The organism is Modicisalibacter sp. MOD 31.J (assembly GCF_020147985.1).
GTDB lineage: Bacteria > Pseudomonadota > Gammaproteobacteria > Pseudomonadales > Halomonadaceae > Modicisalibacter > Modicisalibacter coralii.
Genome location: NZ_JAGXFF010000002.1, coordinates 27,277 through 50,709, shown reverse-complemented (window position 1 = coordinate 50,709; position 23,433 = coordinate 27,277). Strand labels below are relative to the sequence as shown.

Here is a 23,433-nt window from a genome sequence, read left to right as displayed (position 1 = left end):
TCTGCATGACAGGTGAGTTGCCCACTACCGATAAGACCTTCACTGTTGACTTTACCCGATCTGGAAGCGAACTCATGAGCAAAGTCCTGATTATTGGTGCCGGCGGCGTCGGCGGTGTCGTGACCCACAAGTGCGCGCAGCACCCCGAGGTGTTCAGCGAGATCTGCCTGGCGAGCCGCAACGAGGCGAAATGCAAGGCGATCGCCGACCAGCTGGATCGCCCCATCCAGACCGCCCGGGTCGACGCCGACGACGTCGAGGCGCTGGTGGCGCTGATCGAGTCGTTCGAACCCGACGTGCTGATTCACGTGGCCCTGCCCTATCAGGACCTGACCATCATGGAGGCCTGCCTGCGTACCGGCGTGCCCTACCTGGACACCGCCAACTACGAGCATCCGGACGAGGCCAAGTTCGAGTACAAGGAACAGTGGGCCTTCCAGGAGCGCTACAAGGGCGCCGGCAACATGGCCACCCTGGGCTGCGGTTTCGACCCGGGCATGACCAACATCTACTGCGCCTACGCGCAGAAGAACCTGTTCGACGAGATCCGCACCATCGACATCCTGGATGCCAACGGCGGTGACCACGGTTACCCGTTCGCCACCAACTTCAACCCGGAGATCAACATTCGCGAGATCACCGCGAACGGTCGCTACTGGGAGAAGGGCGAGTGGAAGATGACCGAGCCGCTGGCCGAGTCGCGCCGGTTCGATTTCGACGGCATCGGCGAGAAGGACATCTACCTGCTCTACCACGAGGAGCTCGAATCGCTGTCCCAGAACATCAAGGGGCTGGAGCGGATCCGTTTCTGGATGACCTTCTCCGAGAAGTACATCACCCACCTCAAGGTGCTCGAGAACGTCGGCATGACGAGCATCGAGCCGATCACCGTGAACGGCTGCGAGATCGCCCCGCTGGAATTCCTCAAGGCGGTGCTGCCCGACCCGGCCTCGCTCGGCCCGCGCACCAAGGGCAAGACCAACATCGGCGTGATCGTCGACGGCATCAAGGACGGCAAGCGCCGCAAGGTGCACATCTACAACATCTGCGACCACCAGCAGTGCTACCAGGAGGTCAAGTCCCAGGCGATCTCCTACACCACCGGCGTGCCGGCGGTGACCGGCGCCATGCTGATGCTCGAAGGGCTGTGGAAGGGCGACGGCGTGTTCAACGTCGAGCAGCTCGATCCGGACCCGTTCATGGCGCGCATCGCCGACATGGGCCTGCCGTGGCAGGTGGTCGAGCTCGACCCCGACGCCGACCCGCTGGCCTGATCGACGATGGCGAATCACGACATCCCGTTCGACATTCAGGCCTGCCCCTCGCCGGCCTACGTGGTCGACGACGCCCTGCTGCGCCGCAACCTGGAGCGGCTGGGCCAGGTGCAGGCGGACAGCGGCGCGAAAATTCTCCTGGCGCTGAAGGGCTTCGCCCTGTGGGACGCCTTCCCGCTGGTCCGTGAGTACCTGGTGGGCACCACCGCCAGCGGCCAGGACGAGGCCCGCCTCGGCGCCGAGACCTTCGGCGGCGAGGTCCACGTCTATTCGCCGGCGTTCACCGCGCCGGAGATGGACGTGGTACTGCGCTACGCCGACCACCTGAGCTTCAACTCGCCGGGCCAATGGCGGCGCTTTCGCGACACCGTCGCGGCGGCGCCGCGCCGGGTCTCCTGCGGGCTGCGGGTCAATCCCGAGCATTCCACCGGCAAGGTGGCGCTCTATGATCCCTGTGCGCCGGGCTCGCGGCTGGGCACCCGCGCGGCGAACCTTGGCCCCGGCGACCTCGACGGGCTGGAGGGGCTTCACTTCCACACCCTGTGCGAACAGAACAGCGACGCCCTCGAGGCGACGCTGGCGGCCTTCGAGGCCAGGTTCGGGCCGTATCTGGCCGACCTGCGCTGGGTCAACTTCGGCGGCGGGCACCACATCACCCGTGCCGACTACGACGTGGCGCGGCTGGTGCGGCTGATCCGCGACTTCAAGGCGCGCCATCCGCATCTCGAGGTCTATCTCGAGCCCGGCGAGGCGATCGCCCTGAACACCGGCTTTCTGGTGTGCAGCGTGCTGGACGTCATCGACGACGACGTTCCCAACGTGATCCTCGATACCTCCGCCACCGCGCACATGCCGGATGTGCTGGAAATGCCCTACCGGCCCGAGATCATCGGCGCCGCCATGCCCGGCGAGAAGGCCCACACCTACCGCCTGGGCGGCACCACCTGCCTGGCCGGCGACGTGATCGGCGACTACGCCTTCGACGCGCCGCTGGCCATCGGCGACCGCCTGGTGTTCACCGACATGGCCCACTACACCATGGTCAAGACCACCACCTTCAACGGCATCCGCCTGCCGTCGATCTGCCGGGTCGACGAGACGAGCCGCGAGGTGCGTACGGTCAGGACCTTCGGCTACGTGGACTACATGCAACGGCTGAGCTGAGCGTATCCGGGGGCGGTCCGGCCGCCTCCCGGATGCAGCCGACGAGCAAGCGGGCTACAATCGTGCCTTTCGTCCACAGCGACGCTCATGTCCTTGCGAATCAGCTACTAGAGCCGCCATGCCCACTACCGCGAACGCCAAGCGCAAGATCCTGGTCACCAGCGCCCTGCCCTACGCCAATGGCGCCATTCACCTGGGCCATCTGCTGGAATACATCCAGACCGATATCTGGGTGCGCTTCCAGAAGAGCCGCGGCCACCAGTGCCACTACGTCTGCGCCGACGACGCCCACGGCACCGCCATCATGCTGCGTGCCGAACAGGAAGGCATCACCTCCCAGGCGCTGATCGACCGTGTCAGCGAGGAGCATCAGGCCGACTTCGCGCGCTTCGGGGTCGCCTTCGACAACTATCACTCGACCCATTCCGAGGAAAACCGCCACTTCAGCGAGCTGATCTACACCCGGCTGCGCGATCGGGGCCATATCGCGACCCGCGACATCGAGCAGATGTACGACCCGGTCAAGGGGTTGTTCCTCGCCGATCGCTTCATCAAGGGCACCTGTCCGAAGTGCCGGACGCCGGATCAGTACGGCGACAACTGCGAAGCGTGCGGCGCCACCTACACCCCGGCGGAGCTGATCGATCCAGTCTCGGCGATCAGCGGCGCCACGCCCGAGGTGCGCAGCTCCACCCACTACTTCTTCAAGCTCCCCGACTTCGCGGCCTTCCTGCAGGGCTGGATCAACGACGACCACGTCCAGCCGCAGATCCGCAACAAGCTGATGGAGTGGTTCGAGTCCGGCTTCAACGAGTGGGACATCTCCCGCGACGCGCCCTACTTCGGTTTCGAGATCCCCGACGCCCCGGGCAAGTACTTCTACGTCTGGCTGGATGCGCCCATCGGCTACCTGGCCAGCTTCAAGAACCTGTGCGAGCGCGAGGGACTGGACTTCGACGCCTACTGGCGCGAAGGCGCCGACGCTGAGGTCTATCACTTCATCGGCAAGGACATCGTCTACTTCCACGCGCTGTTCTGGCCGGCCATGCTGCACGGCGCCGGCATGCGCACGCCGACCGCGGTGAACTGCCACGGTTTCGTCACCGTCAACGGGGCGAAGATGTCCAAGTCGCGCGGCACCTTCATCAAGGCCGCGACCTACGCCGAACACCTGAATCCCGAGTATCTGCGCTATTACTTCGCCGCCAAGCTGACCGCCGGTGTCGACGACCTGGACCTCAACCTCGACGATTTCGCCTACCGCGTGAATGCCGACCTGGTCGGCAAGGTGGTCAACATCGCCAGCCGCTGTGCCGGCTTCGTCAAGAAGCTCGGCGGCGGGCGGCTCTCCGCCACCTGCACCCAGCCGCAACTGCTGCAACGCGCCATCGACGCCGGCGACGAGATCGCCGGGCACTACGACGACCGCGAGTTCGGCCGTGCCATGCGCCTGATCATGGAGATCGCCGACGAGGCCAATACCTACATCGCCGAGGCCGAGCCCTGGGTACTGGCCAAGCAGGAGGGGCGCGAGCAGGAGGTCCTCGACATCTGTTCGGTGGGCATCAACCTGTTCCGCCAGCTGATGGTCTATCTCGCCCCGGTGGTTCCGGCCATGGCCGAAGATGCCCGGGCCTTCCTCAACCTCGACAGCCTCGACTGGGAGAGCCGTCACACGCTGCTCGAGGATCACGCCATCAACAAGTTCAAGCCATTGATGACGCGCATCGAACGCGACAGGATCGATCAGATGATCGAGACCTCGAAGGAGGATCTGGCGGTGGAGAAGCAACTCAAGGAAACCCCCAAGGGGCCGCTGGCCGACAACCCCATCGCCGACGAGATCGGCTTCGACGACTTCGCCAAGGTCGACCTGCGCATCGTGCGCATCGCCAAGGCGGAATACGTCGAGGGCGCCGACAAGCTGCTCAAGCTGACCCTGGATCTGGGCGGCGAGACACGGACGGTGTTCTCCGGCATCCGCTCCGCCTACGCCCCGGAGGCCCTGGAAGGCCACCTCACGGTGATGGTCGCCAACCTGGCACCGCGCAAGATGCGCTTCGGCATCTCCGAAGGCATGGTGCTCGCCGCCGGCGACGACAACGGCATCTACCTGCTCGAACCGCACAGCGGCGCCGAACCTGGCCAGCGCGTGACCTGACGGGCGATCGCCCGCCGGCCGGTGGCGGTTTCGCCACCGGCTGCCGTCACGCGCCACCGACCGGTCGGGCACGGCGTCTTGTCACGCTTGTTTGCCTTTCCGCCCCCAATCGCAACTCAACTTCCCCGCTCGGTCGCCGATAAGGATAGTGAGTTTGTAGGAAATCTCTTACAAAACTCGCTCCATTTCTCGACGATGATCCGCCATGTCACGAAGGCTGTCCTCACTGCGCTGTCGTTTCTTCCTGGCACTCGGGGGCGTGCTGCTGCTGGCGGTGATGGCACTCGCCGTGATCGCCAAGCTGCTGGTGGTGCCGGCACTGCTCGACAAGGAAAGCGAATACGCTGGCGCCGAACTCGATCGCGCCCAGCGGGCCATCGACAGCGAGCTCGACCATCTCAGCCTGCTGACCAAGGACTGGGCGTACTGGGACGCCAGCTATGAGTTCGTTCAGGGGCAAAGACCCGACTATCTGGACAGCAATCTCGCCGACGGCCTGGTCTTCGAGGAGGACAAGCTGCGGATGATGGTCTTTCTGCATGCGGACGGGTCACTCTACCTGGCGGCCGGCCTCGCCCCCGACGACGACGCCTATCATCTTTGCTACCGACTCGACGGGCCGTGCCGCTGGGCCGCCCCGCTCGTCGACTCGGTACGCCGCCGGACCCGGGAAGGGTTCGACGATTCCCGCGCCACCTGGCTGATCAGCAAGCCCGAGCGGGCCATGGTCAGCATGTGGCCGATTCTCGAGAGTGACGGCGGCGGCCCCAGTGCCGGCTGGCTGGCCATGATCCGGGTAATGGACGATGACTGGCTCGCCCGGTTGAACCAGAGCAGCGGGGTCGATCTATCCCTCACCGCGGTCTCGTCACTCGGCCCGCACCGTCTCGGCCCCACCCTGTCGCGCCCGGATACCCAGACCATGCTGGCGACACGCCGCCTCGAGGCCGATCCCAAGCCCTTCGATCTGGAACTGCTCGCACGCCTGCCCCGCGAAAGTTTCCGGGCCAGTCTCGAGACCTTTCGTTTCGCGCTCTACTGGACCCTGGGCCTGCTGATGGTGGTTCTCGTCGTGGTCCTGGTCCTGCTGGAGACCATGATTCTCGCCCCCCTGCGCCGCCTCGCCACGTTCGCCCAGCAGGCCCGCCTCGATGGCAGTCGCGAGATATCGTTCATCGCGCAAACGCGGAACGACGAGATCGGCATCCTGTCGCGCGAATTTCGCCACCTGCTCGACCACCAGCAACGCCAGACCTCGTCGCTGGTCGCCCTGTCCCAGCACGACCCGCTGACCGGGCTGGCCAACCGGCGCCTGTTCGACGACCATTTGACCCAGGCCCTCGACCATGCCGCCCGCACCCGCAGCTGGCTCGCGCTGGTGATGGTGGATATCGACCACTTCAAGGCTTACAACGACCGCTACGGCCATCCCGCCGGCGACCGCTGCCTGGTAGCGATCGCCCAGTGCATGCAGCGACAGTTCGACCAGCCCGGCCAGTTGGTGGCACGTACCGGCGGCGAAGAGTTCATGATCGTTCTCCCCGGCTACGCCAAGGGGTCGGGACTGCATGCCGCCGAAGCCCTGCGCCGCGCCGTCGAGGCGCTGGGCCTGCCTCACGCCGACTCGCCGATCGCCAGTGTGGTGACGATCAGCCTCGGCGTGGCGCTCTACTCGCCCCTGGCCCCCTGCCAGACCAGCCGTCTGATCGCCGCCGCCGATGCGGCGCTGTATGCCGCCAAGCAGGGCGGGCGCAACACCAGTCGCGTGGCGGCGGACGGCACCACGGCCTGACGCCTCGGCCCGCGCCACTCTCGAAGCGACGTCGACGCGGGGTTACAATGGCGACTTTTCACCGAGGAGCCTGCCGTTGCCCGATTCCGCCGTCATCAGTGTCGAGCGTATCGATGCCGAGCTGCCGCAGACCCAGTGCGGCAAGTGCGGACACGCCGGCTGTCGCCCCTATGCCGAAGCCATCGCCGAGGGCGAAGCGATCAACAAGTGCCCGCCGGGGGGCGAGCGGACCCTGCGGCGGCTGGCCGACCTCACCGGTCAGCCGGCGACACCGCTGGAACGCCCGGCCGAGTCGCCGCAGGTCGCCGTGATCCGCGAGGAAGAGTGCATCGGTTGCACCAAGTGCATTCAGGCCTGCCCGGTGGATGCGATTCTCGGTGCCGCCAAGCGCATGCACACCGTCATCGCGGGCGAATGCACCGGCTGCGAACTGTGCGTGGCGCCCTGCCCGGTGGACTGCATCGACATCGTCCCCCATCCCGACTGGCTGGTGGCCGGGACGAGCGCCGCGCAGGATGCCTTTCTGGCGCGTCGCGCCGAGCTCGGCCGCCACCGTCACGCGGCCCGCGAGCGTCGCCTCGCCGAGCAGGCCGAAGCGCGCCGCGCACGCCGTCAGGCGATGCGCTCGCACGCGGCCTCCCCCCGGCCGGCCCCGGCACGCGATACGGCGCCCGATGTGCAGACGCTGAAGACCACCCGCGCGACACTGACGGCAGCCATCAAGCGCCTCGAGCGGCAGCACCGGCAGACCGACGACGCCCAGGCCGGCGACATCGAGCGGCGACTCGCCGAGTATCGCGAGCGTCTGGCAACGGTGGAGCGCCAGCTTGCCGACGGCGCAGCGCCCGCCGCCACGGGCCAGGCCCATCGCCGGCGCATGGCGATCAACGCCGCCGAACAGGCCCTGCGCCGCGCCCGCGCGCAGCTCGCCCACGCCGAGCGCCAGGGGGACGAGACCGCCATCGTCGCGGCCCGCGAGCAATGCGAACAGGCCCGCACGATGCGTGACGCCGCCCGTGAAGAACGCATCGCCCCCTCTCCCGGTCCCGGAACGTCATGAACGCCCAGAAACGCCACGAAATCTTCGCCCGCCTGCGCGAACACACCCCCGAGCCCACCACCGAACTCGACTGGTCGACGCCGTTCGAACTGCTCGTCGCCGTGCTGCTCTCCGCCCAGGCCACCGACGTCGGTGTCAACAAGGCCTGCGCCCGACTGTTCCCGGTGGCCAACACCCCGCAGGCGATCCTCGACCTGGGGATCGAGGGGCTGAAGGGCTACATCAAGACCATCGGCCTGTACAACACCAAGGCCGAGAACCTGATGAAGACCTGCCGGCTCCTGGTCGACCGGCACGACGGCGAGGTTCCTCAGACCCGCGCCGCGCTGGAAGCCCTCCCCGGCGTCGGTCGCAAGACCGCCAACGTGATCCTCAACACCGCCTTCGGCCAGCCGACCATCGCCGTGGATACGCATATCTTCCGGGTCGCGAATCGCACGCGCATCGCCCCCGGCAAGAACGTCGTCGAGGTCGAACAGAAGCTGCTGCGCCATGTGCCCCGCGAATTTCGCCGCGACGCCCATCACTGGCTGATCCTCCACGGCCGCTACACCTGCGTGGCGCGCAAGCCCCGCTGTGGCAGCTGCGTGATCGAGGATCTGTGTGAATATCCGGACAAGACCGAACCAGTCTAACCACGCCGTTCAACACTGCCCCGGCGCAGTTGCTCGATCTCGTCCATCAGCTCCAGCGCCAGCGCCGCGCCGGGCAGGTTGACCCCCAGATCCTGCTGCAGGCGCAGGGCCACGCGGGCGCGGACCAGATGGCGTCCGCTGAAGCGCCAGCGATGGGGCGCGGGGCCGCTAGGCGTCAGAATGCCCTCGTCGACCAGCTCGACGATCGCCTCGGCATGCACCGCGCAGGCCCGGCTCAGATCGGCCAGGCTCAGTGCGGTCTGCTCCTCGAGAATCTCGCCGGTCACGCTCGATGACTCGCTCATCGCTTATCCTCCCAGCCGGGCGCGGGGTTTGAAGGTGGCGAAGTGCTCGGCCAGACGCCGATAGGCGTCACGATCGGCCTCGCTCTCCAGTTTCGGCTGGACGATCTTCAGCACGACCAGGAAATCGCCGGGCGTCGTCGACGGCAGGCCGCGGCCCTTGAGGCGCAGCCGGCTGCCGTGAGTGGCGTTGGCGGGGATCTTGACCTCCACGCTGCCCTTGGGCGTGGGCACCTTGATCGGCCCGCCCAACGCCGCTTCCCAGGGCGCCACCGGCAGCTCGAGCAGCACGTCGCGCCCCTCCAGGCGATAGAGCAGGTGGGGCCGGAAGACGACCTCGAGATAGAGGTCGCCGGCCCGGCCCTCGCCCATTCCCGGTTCGCCCTGCCCGGCCAGACGGATATGCTGGCCCGGGGCGACCCCCTTGGGGATGGTGACGTTGAGCTTGCGCTCGTGCCAGGTCACCCGTCCGTGTCCCTCGTGCTGCGGCAGGCGCAGGGTGATGACATGACTGGCGCCGCGATAGCTGTCCTCGAGATCGATCTCGATGCGCGCGTGACGGTCCTCGCCATGGGCGTGGAAACCGCCGCGACGTGCCCCCGGCGAAAAGCCGTGACCGAACAGGGTCTCGAAGAAATCGCTGAACCCGCCCATGTCGCCTTCGGTGAAACCACCGCCCGAGAAGGCGAAGCCGGCATCCCAGTCCGGTGGCGGGCGGAACTCCTCGCCCGGCTGCCACTGCCGGCCGAGCTGATCGTAGGCCGCCCGCTTCTCGGGGTCCTTGAGCACTTCGTAGGCTTCGCCCACCTCCTTGAAGCGCTCGCTGGCGTCGGCCTCCTGGCTGACATCCGGGTGATACTTGCGCGCCATTCTGCGATAGGCGCGCTTGATGTCGTCCTGCGAGGCGTCGCGCTCGACGCCCAGAACCCGATAGTAGTCCTTGAATTCCATGTCACCTTCCCGCGCACGGCCCGAGTCGGCCCGGTTTTCACTATCGTGCATCGCCGCCGTCGTGTCGCGCCTTGATGCAGGTCAACGGCCGACGGACCAGCCCGGCGATACAGGCTCGCCAGCCGGCGCCGCGTTCATGTCACTGCAACAGGGTTACAACATTGGCGGCCTAGAGTCCAAAGTGAAGCGTGCACTCCTGATTTCGCCGCGTACACAAGGATTCCGTCATGTCGCTGTTCTCTCTCACCTCGCCCTACCGCTTTCACGACGACGCCACGACGGCCACTTTCGGTGGTGCTTCCTGGCACGGCCAGTGGCTGATCGACGACCTGTTCGAGCGAGTCGAGCGTTTCCTGGACGACCTGTTCGACTGGTGGCACGGCACCCCGGGGGAGACGCCCGCCGAGCCCGCCGCGCCGACCATCCATCTCGCCGAGACGGCCACGCAACGTCTGCCACTGACCGATGACGGTGGCGAGATTCGCGGCGTGGTCGGTGACCCCACCGACCCGGCCCTGACCGAAGGCATCGCCCTGGAGATCGCCGATGCGGATACCGCGCGCCGCGACCTGACGGTGAGCGTCGCAAGCAGCGATCCCAGCGTCGCCCGCGCCGCGCTGGACGACGACGACGTGCTGCGTATCGCCCCGGTGAGCGCCGGCGAGGCCACCATCACGGTGACCGTCGACGACGGCGAGCAAGAGACGCGCTACACGCTGGATTACGCCGCCGCCGACGGCACCGCTACCAACAACGCGGCGCGCTTTCATACCGGCGCCTCGGACACCTCGGCGGCCATCGCGATCGGCGACGGCCTGATCCTGGTCGGCGACGATGAAGACCAGACCCTGCGGCTCTACGACCACGACCGTTCCGGCGCCCCGCTCGAACGCTTCGATCTCGATGCGGCGCTCGGCCTCGAAGACGGCGATGAAGTCGACATCGAATCGGTGGTCGATGCCGGCAACGCTACCTACTACTGGCTCGGCTCGCTGTCCAACGGCGAGCGCTCGATGGTCTTCGGCACGCGCATCACCGGCCACGATGCCGACTCGCTGCAGGTCGAGGTGACCGGGCAGTTCAGCGGCCTCGACGAGGCGGTCATGGGCTGGGCCGCCGACCACCGCCCGGCGCTGGATTTCGACGATTTCGAGGTGGAGGGTTCCGCCTACCGGGATGGCACGCTGTATCTCGGCCTGCGTGCGCCCATCGACAGCGACGGCCGCGCCCTGGTGCTGCCGGTGACCAACGTCGATGCACTGATGGCCGCGGGCAGCGCGGACGAAGCCCGATTCGGCGAGGCGCTCGGGCTCGATCTCGGCGGTCGCACCATTCGCGACATCAAGGCGGTCGGCGACGGTACCTGGCTGGTCAGCGCCGGCCCCGCCAACCCCGGTGACCAGGATGGCGATGACGGCAACGACGACTTCCAGCTCTACCGCTGGGACGGCGCCCACAAGGCCGCTCGGGTCGCCGGCGTGGATCTCGACACCAATGCCGAGGCGACCGGCGGCACCGCCGAGACGCTGAGCGATATCGAGGTCCATGCCGACGGCTCGGTCAGCGTCGATGTCGACTACGACAACGGCACCACCGACTGGTCCGATACCGGCACCGAGTCCAAGGACCTGGACGACGCCATCCAGACCTTCACCTCCTCGACGATCAGTATCGACGCCTTGCCGAGCCTCGCCCCGCAGGCCGGCGACATCGCCTTCACGGCACTCGACGAAAGCGACGCGAGCTTCGGCTTCGTCGCCCTGGAAGCGATCACGCCGGGGGCCGTGCTGGTCTTCGAGAGCGCCGACGGCCGGGTCACCTGGACCGCGCCACAGAAGGGCGTGGCCGCCGGCAGCGTGATCGACACGACCACCCACGCCGACCAATTCGACGGCGCATTCACCCTGTCGCTCGCCGACGGCGTGACGGTCCGCGACGCCGATGGCGCCCCCCTCTATCGGGTCGGCAACAGCGCCGATAACGCTGCCGACCTCACCCTGCCGCCGGACAGTGTGAGCGGTCACTACAGCGGCGCCACGGCGGGGACTGCCGAGGCACTGCGGCAGGAACTGAGCAACGCCGCTGCCTGGCAGGCGGGTGACGCCCCGGACGGCAACCCGGATTTCAGCGTCGCGACCGGCCATGCCCCGCTGGGGGACCCCGAGGCTCGGGATCTCGGCATCGCCGTCAGCGAAATCTGGCCCGGCCAGGCCGGCAGCGATGTCACCGAGGACTGGTTCGAGATCACCAACACCGGCGACTCGACAATCGATTTCGGCCGGACACCGCTCTACTACGACGATGACAGCGCCGATCCCGAAGACGCCGTCCAGGTTCAGGGATTGACGACCCTCGCGCCGGGTGCCACCGCCATCGTGATGGTCGACGGCGACGCCGCGGCGGCCGATGAATTCCGTCAGGCATGGCGTTCGGACACCGACCTGGATGGCGTGGAGATCGGCCATACCGGCAGTGCCGCGGGCCTCGGCGGTGGCGGCGATCAGGTCACCTTGTGGCTCGGCGAGCCGGGCCGCGCCACCCTGGCGGCGACCGAGGCCTACCCGGATACCCGGCAGAGCGACGCGGCCTCCTGGGACGTCGCCAATCAGCGTTTCACCACCCGCGACGCCGGTGGCGTCACCAGCGATGCCCTCGGCGGTGACGACGACGCAACCCCGGCGCTCGCCACGCCGGGCCGGCTCGTCGGCAGCGACACCCCGCCCGCGACGAGCGATGTCACCCTGATCTCCCAGGTTCAGGGCACCGGCATGGTCAGCCCGCTGGAAGGCCGGCAGGTCACCCTCGATGCCATCGTCACCCTGGACGCTCAGGACGGACTGGATGGTTTTTTCATCCAGGAAGAAGACGCCGATCGGGACGCTGACGCCCAGACCGCCGAAGGCCTGTTCGTCTATGCGCCGAACGCCGACGATGTCGCCCTTGGCGACCGGGTCCGTCTCTCCGGTACCGTGACCCAGTACCAGGGCAAGACCGAGCTCTCCGATGTCGGCGACTTGCAGGTCCAGGCCCGGGATCAGGCCCTGCCCTCGATCACCGAGGTGACGCTGCCCATCGCCGACAAGTCGACGCTCGCCGCCTTCGAGGGCATGCGCGTGGCCATCACCGGCGAGGACACTTCGCCGCTCTCCGTCACCGACACCTACGAGCTCGGCCGCTACGGCAGCGTCACGCTCTCCAGCGGCGGTCGTCTCGAGCAATACACCGAGCACCACGCCCCCGACCAGGCCGGCTACCAGCAGTGGCTGGACGACAGCGACAGCCGCTCCATCGTGCTCGACGACGCCAGTAACGTGCAGAACCCCGCCGAGGTGATCTTCGCCCGCCACGGCGAGCCCCTCTCCGCCGAGAACACCCTGCGCGGCGGCGACACCCTGGATCGGGCGACCGGGGTGCTCGACTTCGCTCATCAGCAGTGGCGCCTGCAGAGCAGCGAGGGCCAGGATTTCCGGCCCAGCAATGCCCGCCCGGAGACGCCCGACGCCGATGCGCTGGGCGAGGCCACCCTCAAGGTCGCCTCGTTCAATGTGCTCAACTACTTCACCACGCTCGACGAGAACGGCAACAGCGTCACCACCCCGGCGGGCACCGAACACGACCCGCGCGGCGCCGATAGTGCCCTGGAACTGACCCGCCAGCAGGCCAAGATCGTCGACGCCATCAACGCCAGCGATGCCGACGTGGTCGGACTGATGGAGATCGAGAACGATGGCTACGGTGACGAGAGTGCCATCGCCCACCTGGTCGACGCGCTCGATGCCGCCGACCCCGCTGCCGAGTGGCGCTACGTCACGCCGAAGGACGCCGACGGCGACATCGCGGCACCGGGCGGCGATGCCATCGCCGTGGGCCTGATCTACAAGGCGGACTCGGTCACGCCGGCAGGCAATGCCGCGGGCTACGACGGCGATTTCGCCGAGGGCAGCCGCGTGCCGATCCTGCAGACCTTCCGCGACAACGCCACCGGCGAGACCGTCTCGGTGGCGGTCAACCACTTCAAGTCCAAGGGCAGCGTGATCGACGGACAGGACGCCATCGGCGACGGCCAGGGCAACAACAATCCGGCGCGCGTCGAGGCCGCCGAGCAGCTCGCCGAGTGGGTCGTCAGCGATCCGACCGACAGTGGCGACAGCGACGTACTGCTGATCGGCGACTTCAACAGCTACGCCAGCGAAGATCCGATCACCACACTAGAGGACGATGGCTTCACGCTGCTCGACGATGATTATTCGTACAGCTACGACGGCCAGTGGGGATCGCTCGATCACGCCCTGGCCAGCGCGTCGCTCGCCGATCAGGTGACCGGCACCACCACCTGGCACATCAATGCCGACGAGCCGACGGTGCTGGACTACAACACCGAGTACAAGTCCGACGCACAGGTGGCGTCCTTCTACGATGACGGCCCCTACCGCGCCTCGGATCACGACCCGGTGGTCGTCGGTCTCGATCTGGGCGGCAGCGCCGAAACCGCCACCATGATCGGCTAGCGTGCCACACCCGCTGACGCCTGCCTCAGGGCGACGAGGCCGGCGTCAGCGTATCGCGCACCCGCCCGTCAGGGCCCTGGCGGCCCCTGTCATCGGGCGGTTCGCCGGCGGACGTCGCGCCATCCGGCTGGGTACCGGCTGACGCCGCAGCCGTGGTGCCCACGGCCGTATCCGGCACCGGCGCGCTGCTCCGGGTCGCCGCGTGGCGACTATAGACGATCTTGTGCGTGCCGCCATCGCAACTGCCGACCACCTCGGCGCCGGCGTACGGTTCGCCGGCCCGCACCACGCCGTCTGCGACCTGGGCGTTGTCGACGATCGCCAGCAGGAAGTGGCGCGCGCCATTGGCACGAATCGTCTGCTCGATCTGCGCCTGCAGCTTGCTGCACGCCAGGCGTGTTTGCGGCGGCTGACCGGACGTCGCGCTGCCGGACTCGGTCTGCGTCCAGGCCGTGGTCGGGACCAGGCAGAGCCCGCCGATGATGGCGATGAGGGTTGCTGTCGGGGTACGCATGATGACTCCTTGATCTCTCCGTCTCGCCGATTGATTCAACGCTTCCCCAGCACGGCGGCATAGCCGTCGCGCCAGGCCGGCCACTGCCAGGCCCGAGCGTCGGGCAGCGCCGGGCGCCGCTCGGGCCGGGTCAGCCACTCGGCGAGCCGCGCCTCCAGCGCGGCCCGGTCGCCGGCGTAGCGGCAGGCCTCGGGATAGTACTCGGGGAAGCACAGCCGGTCGGGCACCAGCGGCAGGCAGCCGTGGCCGACCGCCTCCATGATCGCCAGCCCCTGGAACTCGTGGTGCGTGGTCGAGACCACGATGGCCGAGGCCTCGAGCATCTCGCGATAGGCCGCGCCGGGCTGCTCGCCCCAGCACACCACGCGCTCGCCCAGGCGCTGGCGGGCGGCATCGAAGACCGCCGGGCGCTGGCGGAACTGCTGGCCCATCACCGCCACCTCGAAGTCGACGCCCCGTTCGGCGAGTCGCTCGAGGGCGGCGAAGAAGGTCTCGGGGTTCTTGTCGTACTCCCAGCGATGGTTCCAGACCAGCCGGTTGCCCGGCGACGCGGCAGTCGGCCGGCGCTCGGGCAAGGGGACCGGCAGGATCGTCGACTTTGCGGCGATCTCGGCGAGACGCGCGTCGACGGCCAGTCGTTCGGGCATGCGAGCGAGAAAGCGCCGGGCCCCGTCGACCAGGCTGTCGCGATTGTAGGCGCTGTTGAAGACCACCACATCCGCCGCCAGGGCGCTGTAGAGATTGACCATCAGCGGCTCGGGACGCAGCGTCTGCCCCTCGGCGAGCGGGAAGGCAAACTGGTTCTCGTGGAAGTAGACCACCTTGCGGGCCCGGGCCAGTGACGGGCAGAGCCCGATCAGCGTCGCCAGATCGACCATCGAGGTCACCAGGACCAGGTCGTAGGCCTGGCTCAATGTGTCCCCCGCCTCGACCAGCCAGGTGAGCGGATTGCCGCGCACGCGCCATTGAAAGTGACGCGGCGGCAGTTCCAGCACCTGCCAGTCGATGTCGGGGAACTGGGCCTGCAGTCCGCTCGCCCACTGGCGATGGCTGACGGCAGCATAGGCGGAGAGCAACAGGGCTTTCACGTGGAACTCCTCGACGGACGCCGGGCCAGCGTATCCCGTCGTGATCCGGGGTGAAAAACGTCCCCTTGGCGAACCATCGTCAGAGAGAGAACTCCCCGCCCTTCTCCACCGCCCGGCGGTAGGTCGGCCGTTCGCGCATGCGCGCCATGAAGGCCTCGAGATGCGGCCGTTTCCCCAGGCCGCCCCGCGATTCACACGCCAGCAGCGGAAAGCTCATCTGGATGTCGGCGGCACTGAAGGTTTCGCCGGCGAACCACGTCGTCGCCGACAGCGTCTGCTCCCAGAAGTCCAGATGCTCGCGAAGCCGGGGCTCCAGATACTGGGCCTTGACGCCATTGCCCAGCAGCCGACCGAAGGGGCGCATCAATGCCGGGACCGGCGGCTTGGCCAGCCGGGTGAAGACCAGCGACATCACCAGCAGTGGCATCGCCGATCCCTCGGCATAATGCAGCCAGTAGCGGTAGGCCCGCCACTCCGGGGTCGTCGGGGTCGGTGTCAGCCGGCCCGCGGTGTCGTAGGTCTCGACCAGGTAATCGATGATCGCCCCGGATTCGGCCAGGGTCACGTCGCCGTCGACGACCACCGGCGCCTTGCCCAGGGGATGTACCCGCTTGAGCGAATCCGGCGCCAGCATCGTCTGCGGGTCGCGGCGGTACTCGACCACCCGGTACTCGAGTTCCAGCTCCTCGAGCAGCCATAACACGCGCTGCGAGCGAGAATTTTCCAGATGATGAACCTCGATCATGCCCGTCCCCCTGTCGGTGTCGGCGCGACTTCAAGGTCCGACTCTAACGGCAATCGCCGGCAGCGGCGAGCCCACCGATTCCCGAGACGAAAAAAACGGCGCCGAAGCGCCGTTTCGGGAGCAGCCTCCGGCATTCAACGCTTGTCGAAGATCTCGTCGCCCAGATCGTCGATGAAACGCTCGGCCTTGTGCACCGTGAGTTCGACGCAGGCGTCTCGCGAGGCGAGGACGTCGGAGCGCTCGAAGCGATGCTCCAGCGTCTCGCCGCCCTCGACGGGCTTGCGGATCCAGCCGCTGACACGGTACTGACCGCCGGCGTCCTGAGGGTCGGGCGTGATCAGGTAACCGCGATAGTCGGTGGCGGGCATCTCCTCGTCGTTGACGTCGCCGCCACGAAACAGCCCGCCGATCAGTTTCTTGAGCATGTCACCTCCCCGCGTTCGCCCCGCACGAGTCGGGGCGGACGCCTCAGTTCGCGCTGCGGCCCTTGCCGGCGGCAATCCGCAGGCGCAGGGCGTTGAGCTTGATGAAGCCTTCGGCATCCTTCTGATCGTAGGCGCCGGCGTCATCCTCGAAGGTGGCGATGGACTCGTCGAACAGCGACTCGTCGGACTTGCGGCCCACCACGGTGGCGCTGCCCTTGTAGAGCTTGATGCGTACCACGCCGTTGACGTGAGTCTGGGTCTCGTCGATCGCCGCCTGGAGCATCCGGCGCTCCGGGCTCCACCAGTAGCCGTTGTAGATCACTTCGGCGTACTTGGGCATCAGTTCGTCCTTGAGGTGGGCAGCCTCGCGGTCCAGGGTGATCGATTCGATGGCACGGTGAGCACGCAGCATGATGGTGCCCCCCGGGGTCTCGTAGCAGCCGCGCGACTTCATGCCCACGTAACGATTCTCGACGATATCGAGACGCCCGATACCGTTGTCGCCGCCCAGCTTGTTGAGACGGGACAGCACGTCGTGGGGCGCCAGGCGCTCGCCATCGATGGCGACGACGTCACCCCTTTCATAGGTCAGCTCGATGTAGGTCGGCTGATCCGGGGCGGCCTCGGGCGAGACGCTCCAGCGCCACATGTCTTCCTCGGCCTCGGCCCACGGGTCCTCGAGAATGCCGCCCTCGTAGGAGATGTGCAGCAGGTTGGCATCCATCGAGTAGGGCGACTTCGTCTTGCTCTTGGAGAAGTCCACCGGGATGTCGTGCTGCTCGCAGTAGTTCATCAGCTTTTCGCGGGAGGTCAGGTCCCACTCGCGCCACGGCGCGATCACCTTGACCCCCGGCTTGAGCGCGTAGGCGCCCAGTTCGAAACGCACCTGGTCGTTGCCCTTGCCGGTGGCGCCGTGAGAGATGGCGTCGGCGCCGGTCTCGTTGGCGATCTCGATCAGCCGCTTGGCGATCAGCGGGCGGGCGATCGAGGTGCCCAGCAGGTACTCGCCTTCGTAGATGGTGTTGGCGCGGAACATCGGATAGACGTAATCGCGGACGAACTCCTCGCGCAGGTCCTCGATATAGACTTCCTTGACGCCCAGGGCCTGCGCCTTGGCGCGCGCTGGCTCGACCTCCTCGCCCTGACCGATGTCCGCGGTGAAGGTCACCACCTCGCAGTCGTAGGTCTCCTGCAACCATTTGACGATCACGGAGGTGTCCAGACCGCCGGAATAGGCGAGGACTACCTTTTTCACATCGGACATCAGGGGGGCTCCTTTTGGGGTCATCAATGAATCGTCGCACGCGATGACGACGGGCGCCGGCCGGCAGCCGGGACGCGTGCAGATGCGAGCGATTATAGCGTCCAGCCCGGGTGGCGAACACCGCCGGTGGGGACGCCCGTGGTGCAAAATGCTAAACTCCCGGCCATTGTGACGCGGGGCGACCGCGAGGGAATCGACTCTGACGGGAGAGATGCATGGCCGAAGCGAACGCCCCCGGGCTGATGTCCCAGCGTTTTCGCAGTTTCCTGCCGGTGGTGGTGGATCTGGAAACCGGTGGTTTCAATGCCGAGCGTGACGCGATCCTCGAGATCGCCGCGGTGACCCTGACCATGGACCCGCTGGGCAACCTGATGCCCGACGAGACCTACGCCTTTCACGTCGACCCCTTCGAAGGTGCCAACATCGATCAGGCGGCGCTGGATTTCACCGGCATCGATCTCGACAATCCGCTGCGCCAGCGGGTGTCGATGCCCGAGAGCGAGGCCCTCGGCGAGATCTTTCGTCCGGTGCGCAAGGCGATCAAGTCCAGCGGCTGCACCCGGGCGATCCTGGTCGGCCACAACGCCGCCTTCGATCACGGTTTTCTCAATGCCGCGGTGTCCCGTTGCGGCATCAAGCGCAACCCCTTCCATCCGTTCTCGAGCTTCGATACCGCCACGCTGTCCGGGCTGGTCTACGGCCAGACCGTGCTCGCCCGCGCCTGTCGGGCCGCCGGCATCGATTTCGACAACACCGAGGCGCATTCGGCGCGCTACGACACCGAACGCACCGCCGAGCTGTTCTGCGCCATCGTCAATCGCTTCAAGGACCTCGGCGGCTGGGACCTCGCCCAGCGCGAACAGGGCGTCGGCGAGCCGTAAGCCGTAAGCCGTAAGCCGTAAGCCGTAAGAAGAGAATGGCGGCGTGTGACAGCAAAAAAACACCCCCGGCCAGTACGACTGGCCGGGGGTGATGCGACGACTTGCCGACGGCGATGCCGGTCAGGCGTCGTCGCCGGTCTCCGCCTTGGCCTTGGCCGCGGCGTCCTTGATCAGCGTTTCCAGCTCGCCGTTCTGGTACATCTCGACGACGATGTCGCAGCCGCCGACCAGTTCACCATGGACCCACAACTGCGGGAAGGTGGGCCAGTTGGCGTACTTGGGCAGCTCGGCGCGAATGTCCGGATTGTCGAGCACGTTGACGAAGGCAAAGCGCTCGCCGCAGGCCATCAGCGCCTGCACCGTCTGTGCCGAGAAACCGCACTGGGGCAGCTGCGGCGTCCCCTTCATGTAGATCAGGATCGGGTTCTCGCTGATCTGCTGCTGGATGTTCTCGAGGGTAGTGCTCATGAACTCGTTCCTTGCCGGGGCAGCCGACAGCGTCGGCCGGCCGCGTTTGTGATGAGTGATTGCGCGATACCCCCCATTCTACGCGGGCAATGGCCTGAAAACAGCCCTGCTGCGGCCCGCGCCTGCTTTCCCGCGTCAGCCTCCTCGCGCGTGCCGCAAAGGCGTCCCGGCGTTGCGCCGCCCCACGGCTGTCGCTAGGATGATCGTTTTTCGCGCGGCCGGCTCTCGATTCCGGCCGGGGCGCCGAGAGGTGCTGGCAGGCCAGCCCCCTCGGCGCCCTTTTCGTTAGCGGCACGCCGATCACAGGAGCTTGCCATGGCCACACGTCACTTTCTGACCCTGCTGGATCTCTCCCCGGAGGAACTCGGCTACCTGATCCGCCGGGCGATCACCATCAAGAACGGCCTCAAGACCCACGGCCCGACCTATACGCCGTTTTCCAACCGCACCCTGGCGATGATCTTCGAGAAATCCTCGACCCGTACCCGGGTGTCGTTCGAGACGGCGATGGCCCAGTTCGGCGGCCATGCGCTGTTTCTCTCCTCCCGGGATACCCAGCTCGGCCGCGGCGAGCCGATCGGCGATACCGCCCGGGTGCTCTCGGAAATGGTCGATGCAGTGATGATCCGCACCTTCTCGCATGCCGGCCTCGAGACGTTCGCCGCGGCGAGCACGGTGCCGGTGATCAACGCCTTGACCGACGACTACCATCCCTGTCAGCTGCTTGCCGACGTGATGACCTGGACCGAGTGCCGCGGCGCGGTCCGAGGCAAGACCGCGGTGTGGATCGGCGATGGCAACAACATGTGCCATTCGTGGATCAATGCCGCCCGCCAGTTCGATTTCCAGTTGCGCGTCTGCTGCCCGGAAGGCTACGACCCCGACCCGGCGATCCTCGCCACGGCGGGCGAGCGTGTCACGATCCTGCGCGACCCTCGCCAGGCCGTGATCGACGCCGACCTGGTGACCACCGATGTCTGGGCCTCGATGGGTCAGGAGGAGGAGCAGGCCAAGCGGGCCAAGGCCTTCGCCGGCTTCCAGGTCAGCGAGGCGATGCTCGACACCGCCGCCGACGACGTGGTGTTCCTGCACTGCCTGCCCGCCCACCGTGGCGAGGAGATCAGCGAGACCCTGCTCGACGACCCGCGTGCGGTGGTCTGGCAGGAAGCCGGCAACCGCTTGCATGCTCAGAAGGCCCTGCTCGAATTCCTGCTGCTGGGTCGCGTGGAATAAGCCGACCGCTGTGTCGGCTTACCCATTTCAACCCGCAGCTGACAAATCGCTACAGCCTTGTCGGATCAGGCGAACCACGCTGGAAGCATTGCGCAACCGGTCAAGGGAGGCCGTGAGATGACAGCGGAAGTCCACGTGACAGCACACGACGAGGAATGGGACGTTCGTCAGGGCGAGGTCGAACGACGCGAAGAGCACTTCGCGGATCCCGCCGAGGCAATCGCCCAGGGTCGGGCCTGGGCCGAGCGCGATGGCGTCGACCTGGTGATTCATGGCCCCCATGGGACGGTGCGGGAAAAGCCCGGGCGCGAGTAGCCGTGCGAGAGGTCTCGAGACAACGAAAAAAAGGACCGCCAAGTGGCGGTCCCAGGTACGCAGGGAACTGAAGGGTCACGATACACCCCGGGACTAACGGGATGTCTGAGGGCCGAAGCCCGGTGAAACGCCGAAGATGTCGACGCTTCCATTGCCGCCCCGCCATGGGCGGGACATTGCAATTCGGGGTGGCGTCCTTGCCGGGGAATCCGTTCCCGAAGCACCATTCCTTGCCCGAAGGCGGTGCCGTCTCATCGCAACCTAAGTCACACATCGCAATGAACGAGAGGACGACCACTCGAGTTGCTACGCGATTTCGGGGTCTTGCGTAACACCCGGGCCATCGCCTCGCCGCTCACCCCACCTATAGCGAAAGCCATGCCAGAAACCTTAATAAAACAATAAAAACAATGATTTAAAATTAAAAATCGCTACAAAGACTCTCGCTTGAGCCACGTATTTTCGCCTTTGGTCGAAGTTCTGTTGCCGGGACAGGACGCCCTCCATGAACCATCGATTAATCTTCTCTAAAACAACGACTTGCAATGTCTCCCCCTGGCGACACGAACCCTTGTGGCAATCGCGTATCCCGTCGTGGCCAACTCGCGACGAGGCGCGCCCGTCGGTTGCCAGCGTGAAAACCACCCTTTGTGCGGCCCCACGGCGACACTTACACTGAAACGACCCTGACGCTGCCGGAGAATGACGATGCTGAGAGACGACGTACCGGGCTGGGGCGTCTATCGCCACAGTGACGGCAAGCTGGTCAAACGCTGCAACACCCTGGCCGAGCTGGTCCACGAGGAACCGACCAACGAGCCGATGTCGTTTTCGGCCTTTCTCGACAAGGCCGGGTACCGGCCCTATGAAACCGTCGCCGATGCCTATACCGTGCACGTGTCGACCGGCGAGGCACTCCCGAACGATGCCTACCGAACGGCGCTGGAGGGGGTCCGCTACCTGATCGAGGTGAAGGCCGACACCCAGTCGGGCTTCTATGTGCTGGTCGACGATAACCTCACCGAGTATCTGATCGTCCTGGACCTGTTGCAGCCACTGGCGACCCACAAGCGCTGGGTGGCCGACGGTGGCGGCGCCGGTGCCGGCCAAGCCTGAGTTCGCCGTGGCAAGGCAAGGACGATACCAAGCAAGGAGCGCTTGTGAATCTTCATTCGCACGTCATGATGCCGGCCATCAAGGTCATCGCCCGCTGCGGTTACGTGGCCAAGGGGGTGGTCTACCTGATCGTCGGCGGTCTCGCCAGCCTTGCTGCCGCCGGGCTCGGCGGCAGCAATGTCGGTACCAAGGAGGCCATCAATCACCTGGCCGGGCAGCCCTTCGGCAGCGTGATGCTGGCCCTGCTGGGCATCGGCCTGCTGGGCTACGCCATCTGGCGCGCGGTTCAGGCCCTGCTGGATACCGAGCATCTGGGGCATGGCCTTCGCGGCCTGGCCACGCGACTGGGCTTTCTGATCAGTGGCGGCATCTATGCCGGGCTGGCACTGTACTGCGCCAACCTGCTGCGTAACGCCGTCACCGGCAGCACCTCGACCACCGACCGTACGGCGGAGCTGATGAGCCACCCGGGCGGCGTGCTGCTGGTGCTGGCGATCGGTATCGGCTTTGCCGGCGTCGGCCTGCGCCAGGTCTGGCGGGCGATCAAGCGTTCCTATCTCAAGAACTGGCACATGATCGAGATGAGCGAGGCTCAGCAGCGCCTGGCCGAGGCAGCCACTCGCTGGGGGTTGTGCGCCCGGGGAGCGGTATTCCTGATCATCGGCGGCTTCCTGGTCGTCGCCGCCATCCAGGCCAACCCCAGCCAGGCCCAGGGCCTCGGCGGTGCCTTGAACGTCCTGGCGCGCCAGCCCTTCGGCCCCTGGCTGCTGGGGCTGGTAGCCCTGGGGCTGATGGCCTACGCCATCTACTGTTTCGTCAACGCGCGCTTTCGCGACGTGAGCCGCTGAACCGGATGCCTACGCCCCGGCGACGATCCTCTAGCCGGGGCCTTGCAGGGGGCCTTGTATAGCGGCGGGGCCCTCAGCTCATCAGCATCGCACCACCGGCGCCGGCGATGGCAACGCCCAGGCCGCGCACCCAGCGGCTGTCATGCCGCTCGAGCCAACCGCCCAGCAGCCTGCCGCCGAGGGTGATCGTCACACTGGCGATCAAGAAACCCGCCGCATAGGTCAGCGCCGAGGCGCCCGGCGCCAGCTCGCTGCCGTGGGCATGGCCGTGGAGCAGGATAAAGGCGAACACCAGCGTGCCGCCGGCCAGCGTCGGCAGGCGCACCAGGCAGGCGACCAGAATGCCGGCCAGCAACACGCTGGAGGCAATGCCGAACTCGACCCCCACCAGCGGCACGCCGGCCCAGGCAAGAGCGGCGCCGGCGATCATGCCCAGGGCGATCAGCAGCGGCATGACGCGGCGTAACGTCGACGATTGACGGACGCTCCACAGCCCGATGGCTACCATCGCCAGCAGATGATCGAGCCCGGTCAGCGGGTGCAGCAATCCCGCCAGAAAACTGCCGCCGTGGGTGTGCCCCAGGGCGCCGGGATGGGCGAGAGCCGAGGCACTGACCAACAGGGCCGCGGGGGCCAGAAACCGGGCCAGGGTACGCGATGAGAGGGCTTGCGAGGGCATGTCGAGCTCC

Annotated in this window: 21 protein-coding genes; 12 read left to right on the top strand and 9 right to left on the bottom strand. The window is 66.8% G+C overall.

Annotated elements, in window-relative coordinates:
* Positions 1-74 precede the first annotated feature (74 nt).
* The 6 genes from KGR00_RS05655 (at position 75) to nth (ending at position 8,086) form a co-directional block, all read left to right on the top strand.
* Positions 75-1,274 (top strand): saccharopine dehydrogenase family protein, encoded by a 1,200-nt coding sequence (locus KGR00_RS05655; RefSeq protein ID WP_224417343.1) that lies wholly within the window; start codon positions 75-77, stop codon positions 1,272-1,274.
* Positions 1,275-1,280: 6 nt separating this feature from the next.
* Positions 1,281-2,438, top strand: a complete 1,158-nt coding sequence (gene nspC / locus KGR00_RS05650) for a carboxynorspermidine decarboxylase (RefSeq protein WP_224417344.1) — start codon at positions 1,281-1,283, stop codon at positions 2,436-2,438.
* 118 nt (positions 2,439-2,556) lie between these two features.
* Complete coding sequence (gene metG, locus KGR00_RS05645) at positions 2,557-4,599, top strand: methionine--tRNA ligase (protein ID WP_224417345.1); 2,043 nt, start codon at positions 2,557-2,559, stop codon at positions 4,597-4,599.
* Between the two features lie 205 nt (positions 4,600-4,804).
* Positions 4,805-6,391 (top strand): diguanylate cyclase, encoded by a 1,587-nt coding sequence (locus tag KGR00_RS05640; RefSeq protein ID WP_224417346.1) that lies wholly within the window; start codon positions 4,805-4,807, stop codon positions 6,389-6,391.
* A gap of 76 nt (positions 6,392-6,467) precedes the next feature.
* Positions 6,468-7,451, top strand: coding sequence for an RnfABCDGE type electron transport complex subunit B (locus KGR00_RS05635; protein ID WP_224417347.1), 984 nt, complete (start codon positions 6,468-6,470; stop codon positions 7,449-7,451).
* Complete coding sequence (gene nth, locus KGR00_RS05630) at positions 7,448-8,086, top strand: endonuclease III (protein WP_224417348.1); 639 nt, start codon at positions 7,448-7,450, stop codon at positions 8,084-8,086. Before KGR00_RS05635 ends, nth begins: the two co-directional genes overlap by 4 nt.
* Here the strand turns inward: nth and KGR00_RS05625 are convergent.
* Positions 8,083-8,391, bottom strand: a complete 309-nt coding sequence (locus KGR00_RS05625) for a chaperone modulator CbpM (RefSeq protein WP_224417349.1) — start codon at positions 8,389-8,391, stop codon at positions 8,083-8,085. The two genes, nth and KGR00_RS05625, sit on opposite strands and share 4 nt — an antisense overlap.
* Positions 8,392-8,394: 3 nt before the next feature.
* Positions 8,395-9,339, bottom strand: a complete 945-nt coding sequence (locus tag KGR00_RS05620) for a DnaJ C-terminal domain-containing protein (RefSeq protein WP_129138608.1) — start codon at positions 9,337-9,339, stop codon at positions 8,395-8,397.
* A gap of 227 nt (positions 9,340-9,566) precedes the next feature.
* Here KGR00_RS05620 and KGR00_RS05615 point away from each other — a divergent pair, with 227 nt between their 5' ends.
* Positions 9,567-13,847 carry an ExeM/NucH family extracellular endonuclease gene (locus KGR00_RS05615; RefSeq protein ID WP_224417350.1) on the top strand — a complete coding sequence of 1,427 codons (4,281 nt, stop codon included), beginning with the start codon at positions 9,567-9,569 and terminating at the stop codon, positions 13,845-13,847.
* A 25-nt stretch (positions 13,848-13,872) separates the two neighbouring features.
* On the opposite strand, the gene KGR00_RS05610 is transcribed toward KGR00_RS05615, so the two are convergent.
* From KGR00_RS05610 to KGR00_RS05590, 5 genes are all read right to left on the bottom strand, one after another.
* Positions 13,873-14,361, bottom strand: coding sequence for a DUF1161 domain-containing protein (locus KGR00_RS05610; RefSeq protein ID WP_224417351.1), 489 nt, complete (start codon positions 14,359-14,361; stop codon positions 13,873-13,875).
* Between the two features lie 35 nt (positions 14,362-14,396).
* Entirely contained in the window at positions 14,397-15,449 is a 1,053-nt protein-coding gene (locus KGR00_RS05605; RefSeq protein ID WP_224417352.1) for a DUF3524 domain-containing protein, read from the bottom strand.
* Between the two features lie 79 nt (positions 15,450-15,528).
* Positions 15,529-16,194: a glutathione S-transferase gene (locus tag KGR00_RS05600; RefSeq protein ID WP_224417353.1), complete on the bottom strand. Its 666-nt coding sequence runs from the start codon at positions 16,192-16,194 to the stop codon at positions 15,529-15,531.
* 134 nt (positions 16,195-16,328) lie between these two features.
* Complete coding sequence (locus KGR00_RS05595; protein WP_129138613.1) at positions 16,329-16,619, bottom strand: HlyU family transcriptional regulator; 291 nt, start codon at positions 16,617-16,619, stop codon at positions 16,329-16,331.
* Between the two features lie 43 nt (positions 16,620-16,662).
* A complete protein-coding gene (locus KGR00_RS05590; protein WP_129138614.1) occupies positions 16,663-17,883 on the bottom strand; it encodes an argininosuccinate synthase in 1,221 nt (406 codons plus the stop codon).
* 215 nt (positions 17,884-18,098) lie between these two features.
* On the opposite strand from KGR00_RS05590, the gene rnt reads away from it, so the two are divergent.
* Positions 18,099-18,764, top strand: a complete 666-nt coding sequence (rnt, locus tag KGR00_RS05585) for a ribonuclease T (RefSeq protein ID WP_129138615.1) — start codon at positions 18,099-18,101, stop codon at positions 18,762-18,764.
* Between the two features lie 120 nt (positions 18,765-18,884).
* On the opposite strand, the gene KGR00_RS05580 is transcribed toward rnt, so the two are convergent.
* On the bottom strand, positions 18,885-19,232 hold the full coding sequence (locus KGR00_RS05580) for a Grx4 family monothiol glutaredoxin (RefSeq protein ID WP_129138616.1): 348 nt from the start codon (positions 19,230-19,232) through the stop codon (positions 18,885-18,887).
* Positions 19,233-19,547: 315 nt separating this feature from the next.
* Here KGR00_RS05580 and argF point away from each other — a divergent pair, with 315 nt between their 5' ends.
* The 4 genes from argF to KGR00_RS05560 all read left to right on the top strand — a co-directional run bounded on the left by argF (position 19,548) and on the right by KGR00_RS05560 (position 22,744).
* On the top strand, positions 19,548-20,465 hold the full coding sequence (argF, locus tag KGR00_RS05575; protein ID WP_224417354.1) for an ornithine carbamoyltransferase: 918 nt from the start codon (positions 19,548-19,550) through the stop codon (positions 20,463-20,465).
* A gap of 135 nt (positions 20,466-20,600) precedes the next feature.
* Complete coding sequence (locus KGR00_RS05570; protein WP_162500799.1) at positions 20,601-20,780, top strand: DUF2188 domain-containing protein; 180 nt, start codon at positions 20,601-20,603, stop codon at positions 20,778-20,780.
* A 708-nt stretch (positions 20,781-21,488) separates the two neighbouring features.
* Positions 21,489-21,896: a hypothetical protein gene (locus KGR00_RS05565; protein ID WP_224417355.1), complete on the top strand. Its 408-nt coding sequence runs from the start codon at positions 21,489-21,491 to the stop codon at positions 21,894-21,896.
* 44 nt (positions 21,897-21,940) lie between these two features.
* Positions 21,941-22,744, top strand: coding sequence for a DUF1206 domain-containing protein (locus KGR00_RS05560; RefSeq protein WP_224417356.1), 804 nt, complete (start codon positions 21,941-21,943; stop codon positions 22,742-22,744).
* A gap of 73 nt (positions 22,745-22,817) precedes the next feature.
* Here the strand turns inward: KGR00_RS05560 and KGR00_RS05555 are convergent, their stop codons facing one another.
* Positions 22,818-23,423 carry a HupE/UreJ family protein gene (locus KGR00_RS05555; protein ID WP_224417357.1) on the bottom strand — a complete coding sequence of 202 codons (606 nt, stop codon included), beginning with the start codon at positions 23,421-23,423 and terminating at the stop codon, positions 22,818-22,820.
* Positions 23,424-23,433: the final 10 nt, after the last annotated feature.

Excerpts from the sequence above, each read along its gene's own strand:
- KGR00_RS05655 (WP_224417343.1), top strand. The coding sequence starts at position 75 with ATGAGCAAAGTCCTGATTATTGGTGCCGGCGGCGTCGGCGGTGTCGTG.
- nspC (WP_224417344.1), top strand. The coding sequence starts at position 1,281 with ATGGCGAATCACGACATCCCGTTCGACATTCAGGCCTGCCCCTCGCCG.
- metG (WP_224417345.1), top strand. The coding sequence starts at position 2,557 with ATGCCCACTACCGCGAACGCCAAGCGCAAGATCCTGGTCACCAGCGCC.
- KGR00_RS05640 (WP_224417346.1), top strand. The coding sequence starts at position 4,805 with ATGTCACGAAGGCTGTCCTCACTGCGCTGTCGTTTCTTCCTGGCACTC.
- nth (WP_224417348.1), top strand. The coding sequence starts at position 7,448 with ATGAACGCCCAGAAACGCCACGAAATCTTCGCCCGCCTGCGCGAACAC.
- KGR00_RS05625 (WP_224417349.1), bottom strand. The coding sequence starts at position 8,391 with ATGAGCGAGTCATCGAGCGTGACCGGCGAGATTCTCGAGGAGCAGACC.
- KGR00_RS05620 (WP_129138608.1), bottom strand. The coding sequence starts at position 9,339 with ATGGAATTCAAGGACTACTATCGGGTTCTGGGCGTCGAGCGCGACGCC.
- KGR00_RS05615 (WP_224417350.1), top strand. The coding sequence starts at position 9,567 with ATGTCGCTGTTCTCTCTCACCTCGCCCTACCGCTTTCACGACGACGCC.
- KGR00_RS05610 (WP_224417351.1), bottom strand. The coding sequence starts at position 14,361 with ATGCGTACCCCGACAGCAACCCTCATCGCCATCATCGGCGGGCTCTGC.
- KGR00_RS05600 (WP_224417353.1), bottom strand. The coding sequence starts at position 16,194 with ATGATCGAGGTTCATCATCTGGAAAATTCTCGCTCGCAGCGCGTGTTA.
- KGR00_RS05595 (WP_129138613.1), bottom strand. The coding sequence starts at position 16,619 with ATGCTCAAGAAACTGATCGGCGGGCTGTTTCGTGGCGGCGACGTCAAC.
- KGR00_RS05590 (WP_129138614.1), bottom strand. The coding sequence starts at position 17,883 with ATGTCCGATGTGAAAAAGGTAGTCCTCGCCTATTCCGGCGGTCTGGAC.
- rnt (WP_129138615.1), top strand. The coding sequence starts at position 18,099 with ATGGCCGAAGCGAACGCCCCCGGGCTGATGTCCCAGCGTTTTCGCAGT.
- KGR00_RS05580 (WP_129138616.1), bottom strand. The coding sequence starts at position 19,232 with ATGAGCACTACCCTCGAGAACATCCAGCAGCAGATCAGCGAGAACCCG.
- argF (WP_224417354.1), top strand. The coding sequence starts at position 19,548 with ATGGCCACACGTCACTTTCTGACCCTGCTGGATCTCTCCCCGGAGGAA.
- KGR00_RS05565 (WP_224417355.1), top strand. The coding sequence starts at position 21,489 with ATGCTGAGAGACGACGTACCGGGCTGGGGCGTCTATCGCCACAGTGAC.
- KGR00_RS05555 (WP_224417357.1), bottom strand. The coding sequence starts at position 23,423 with ATGCCCTCGCAAGCCCTCTCATCGCGTACCCTGGCCCGGTTTCTGGCC.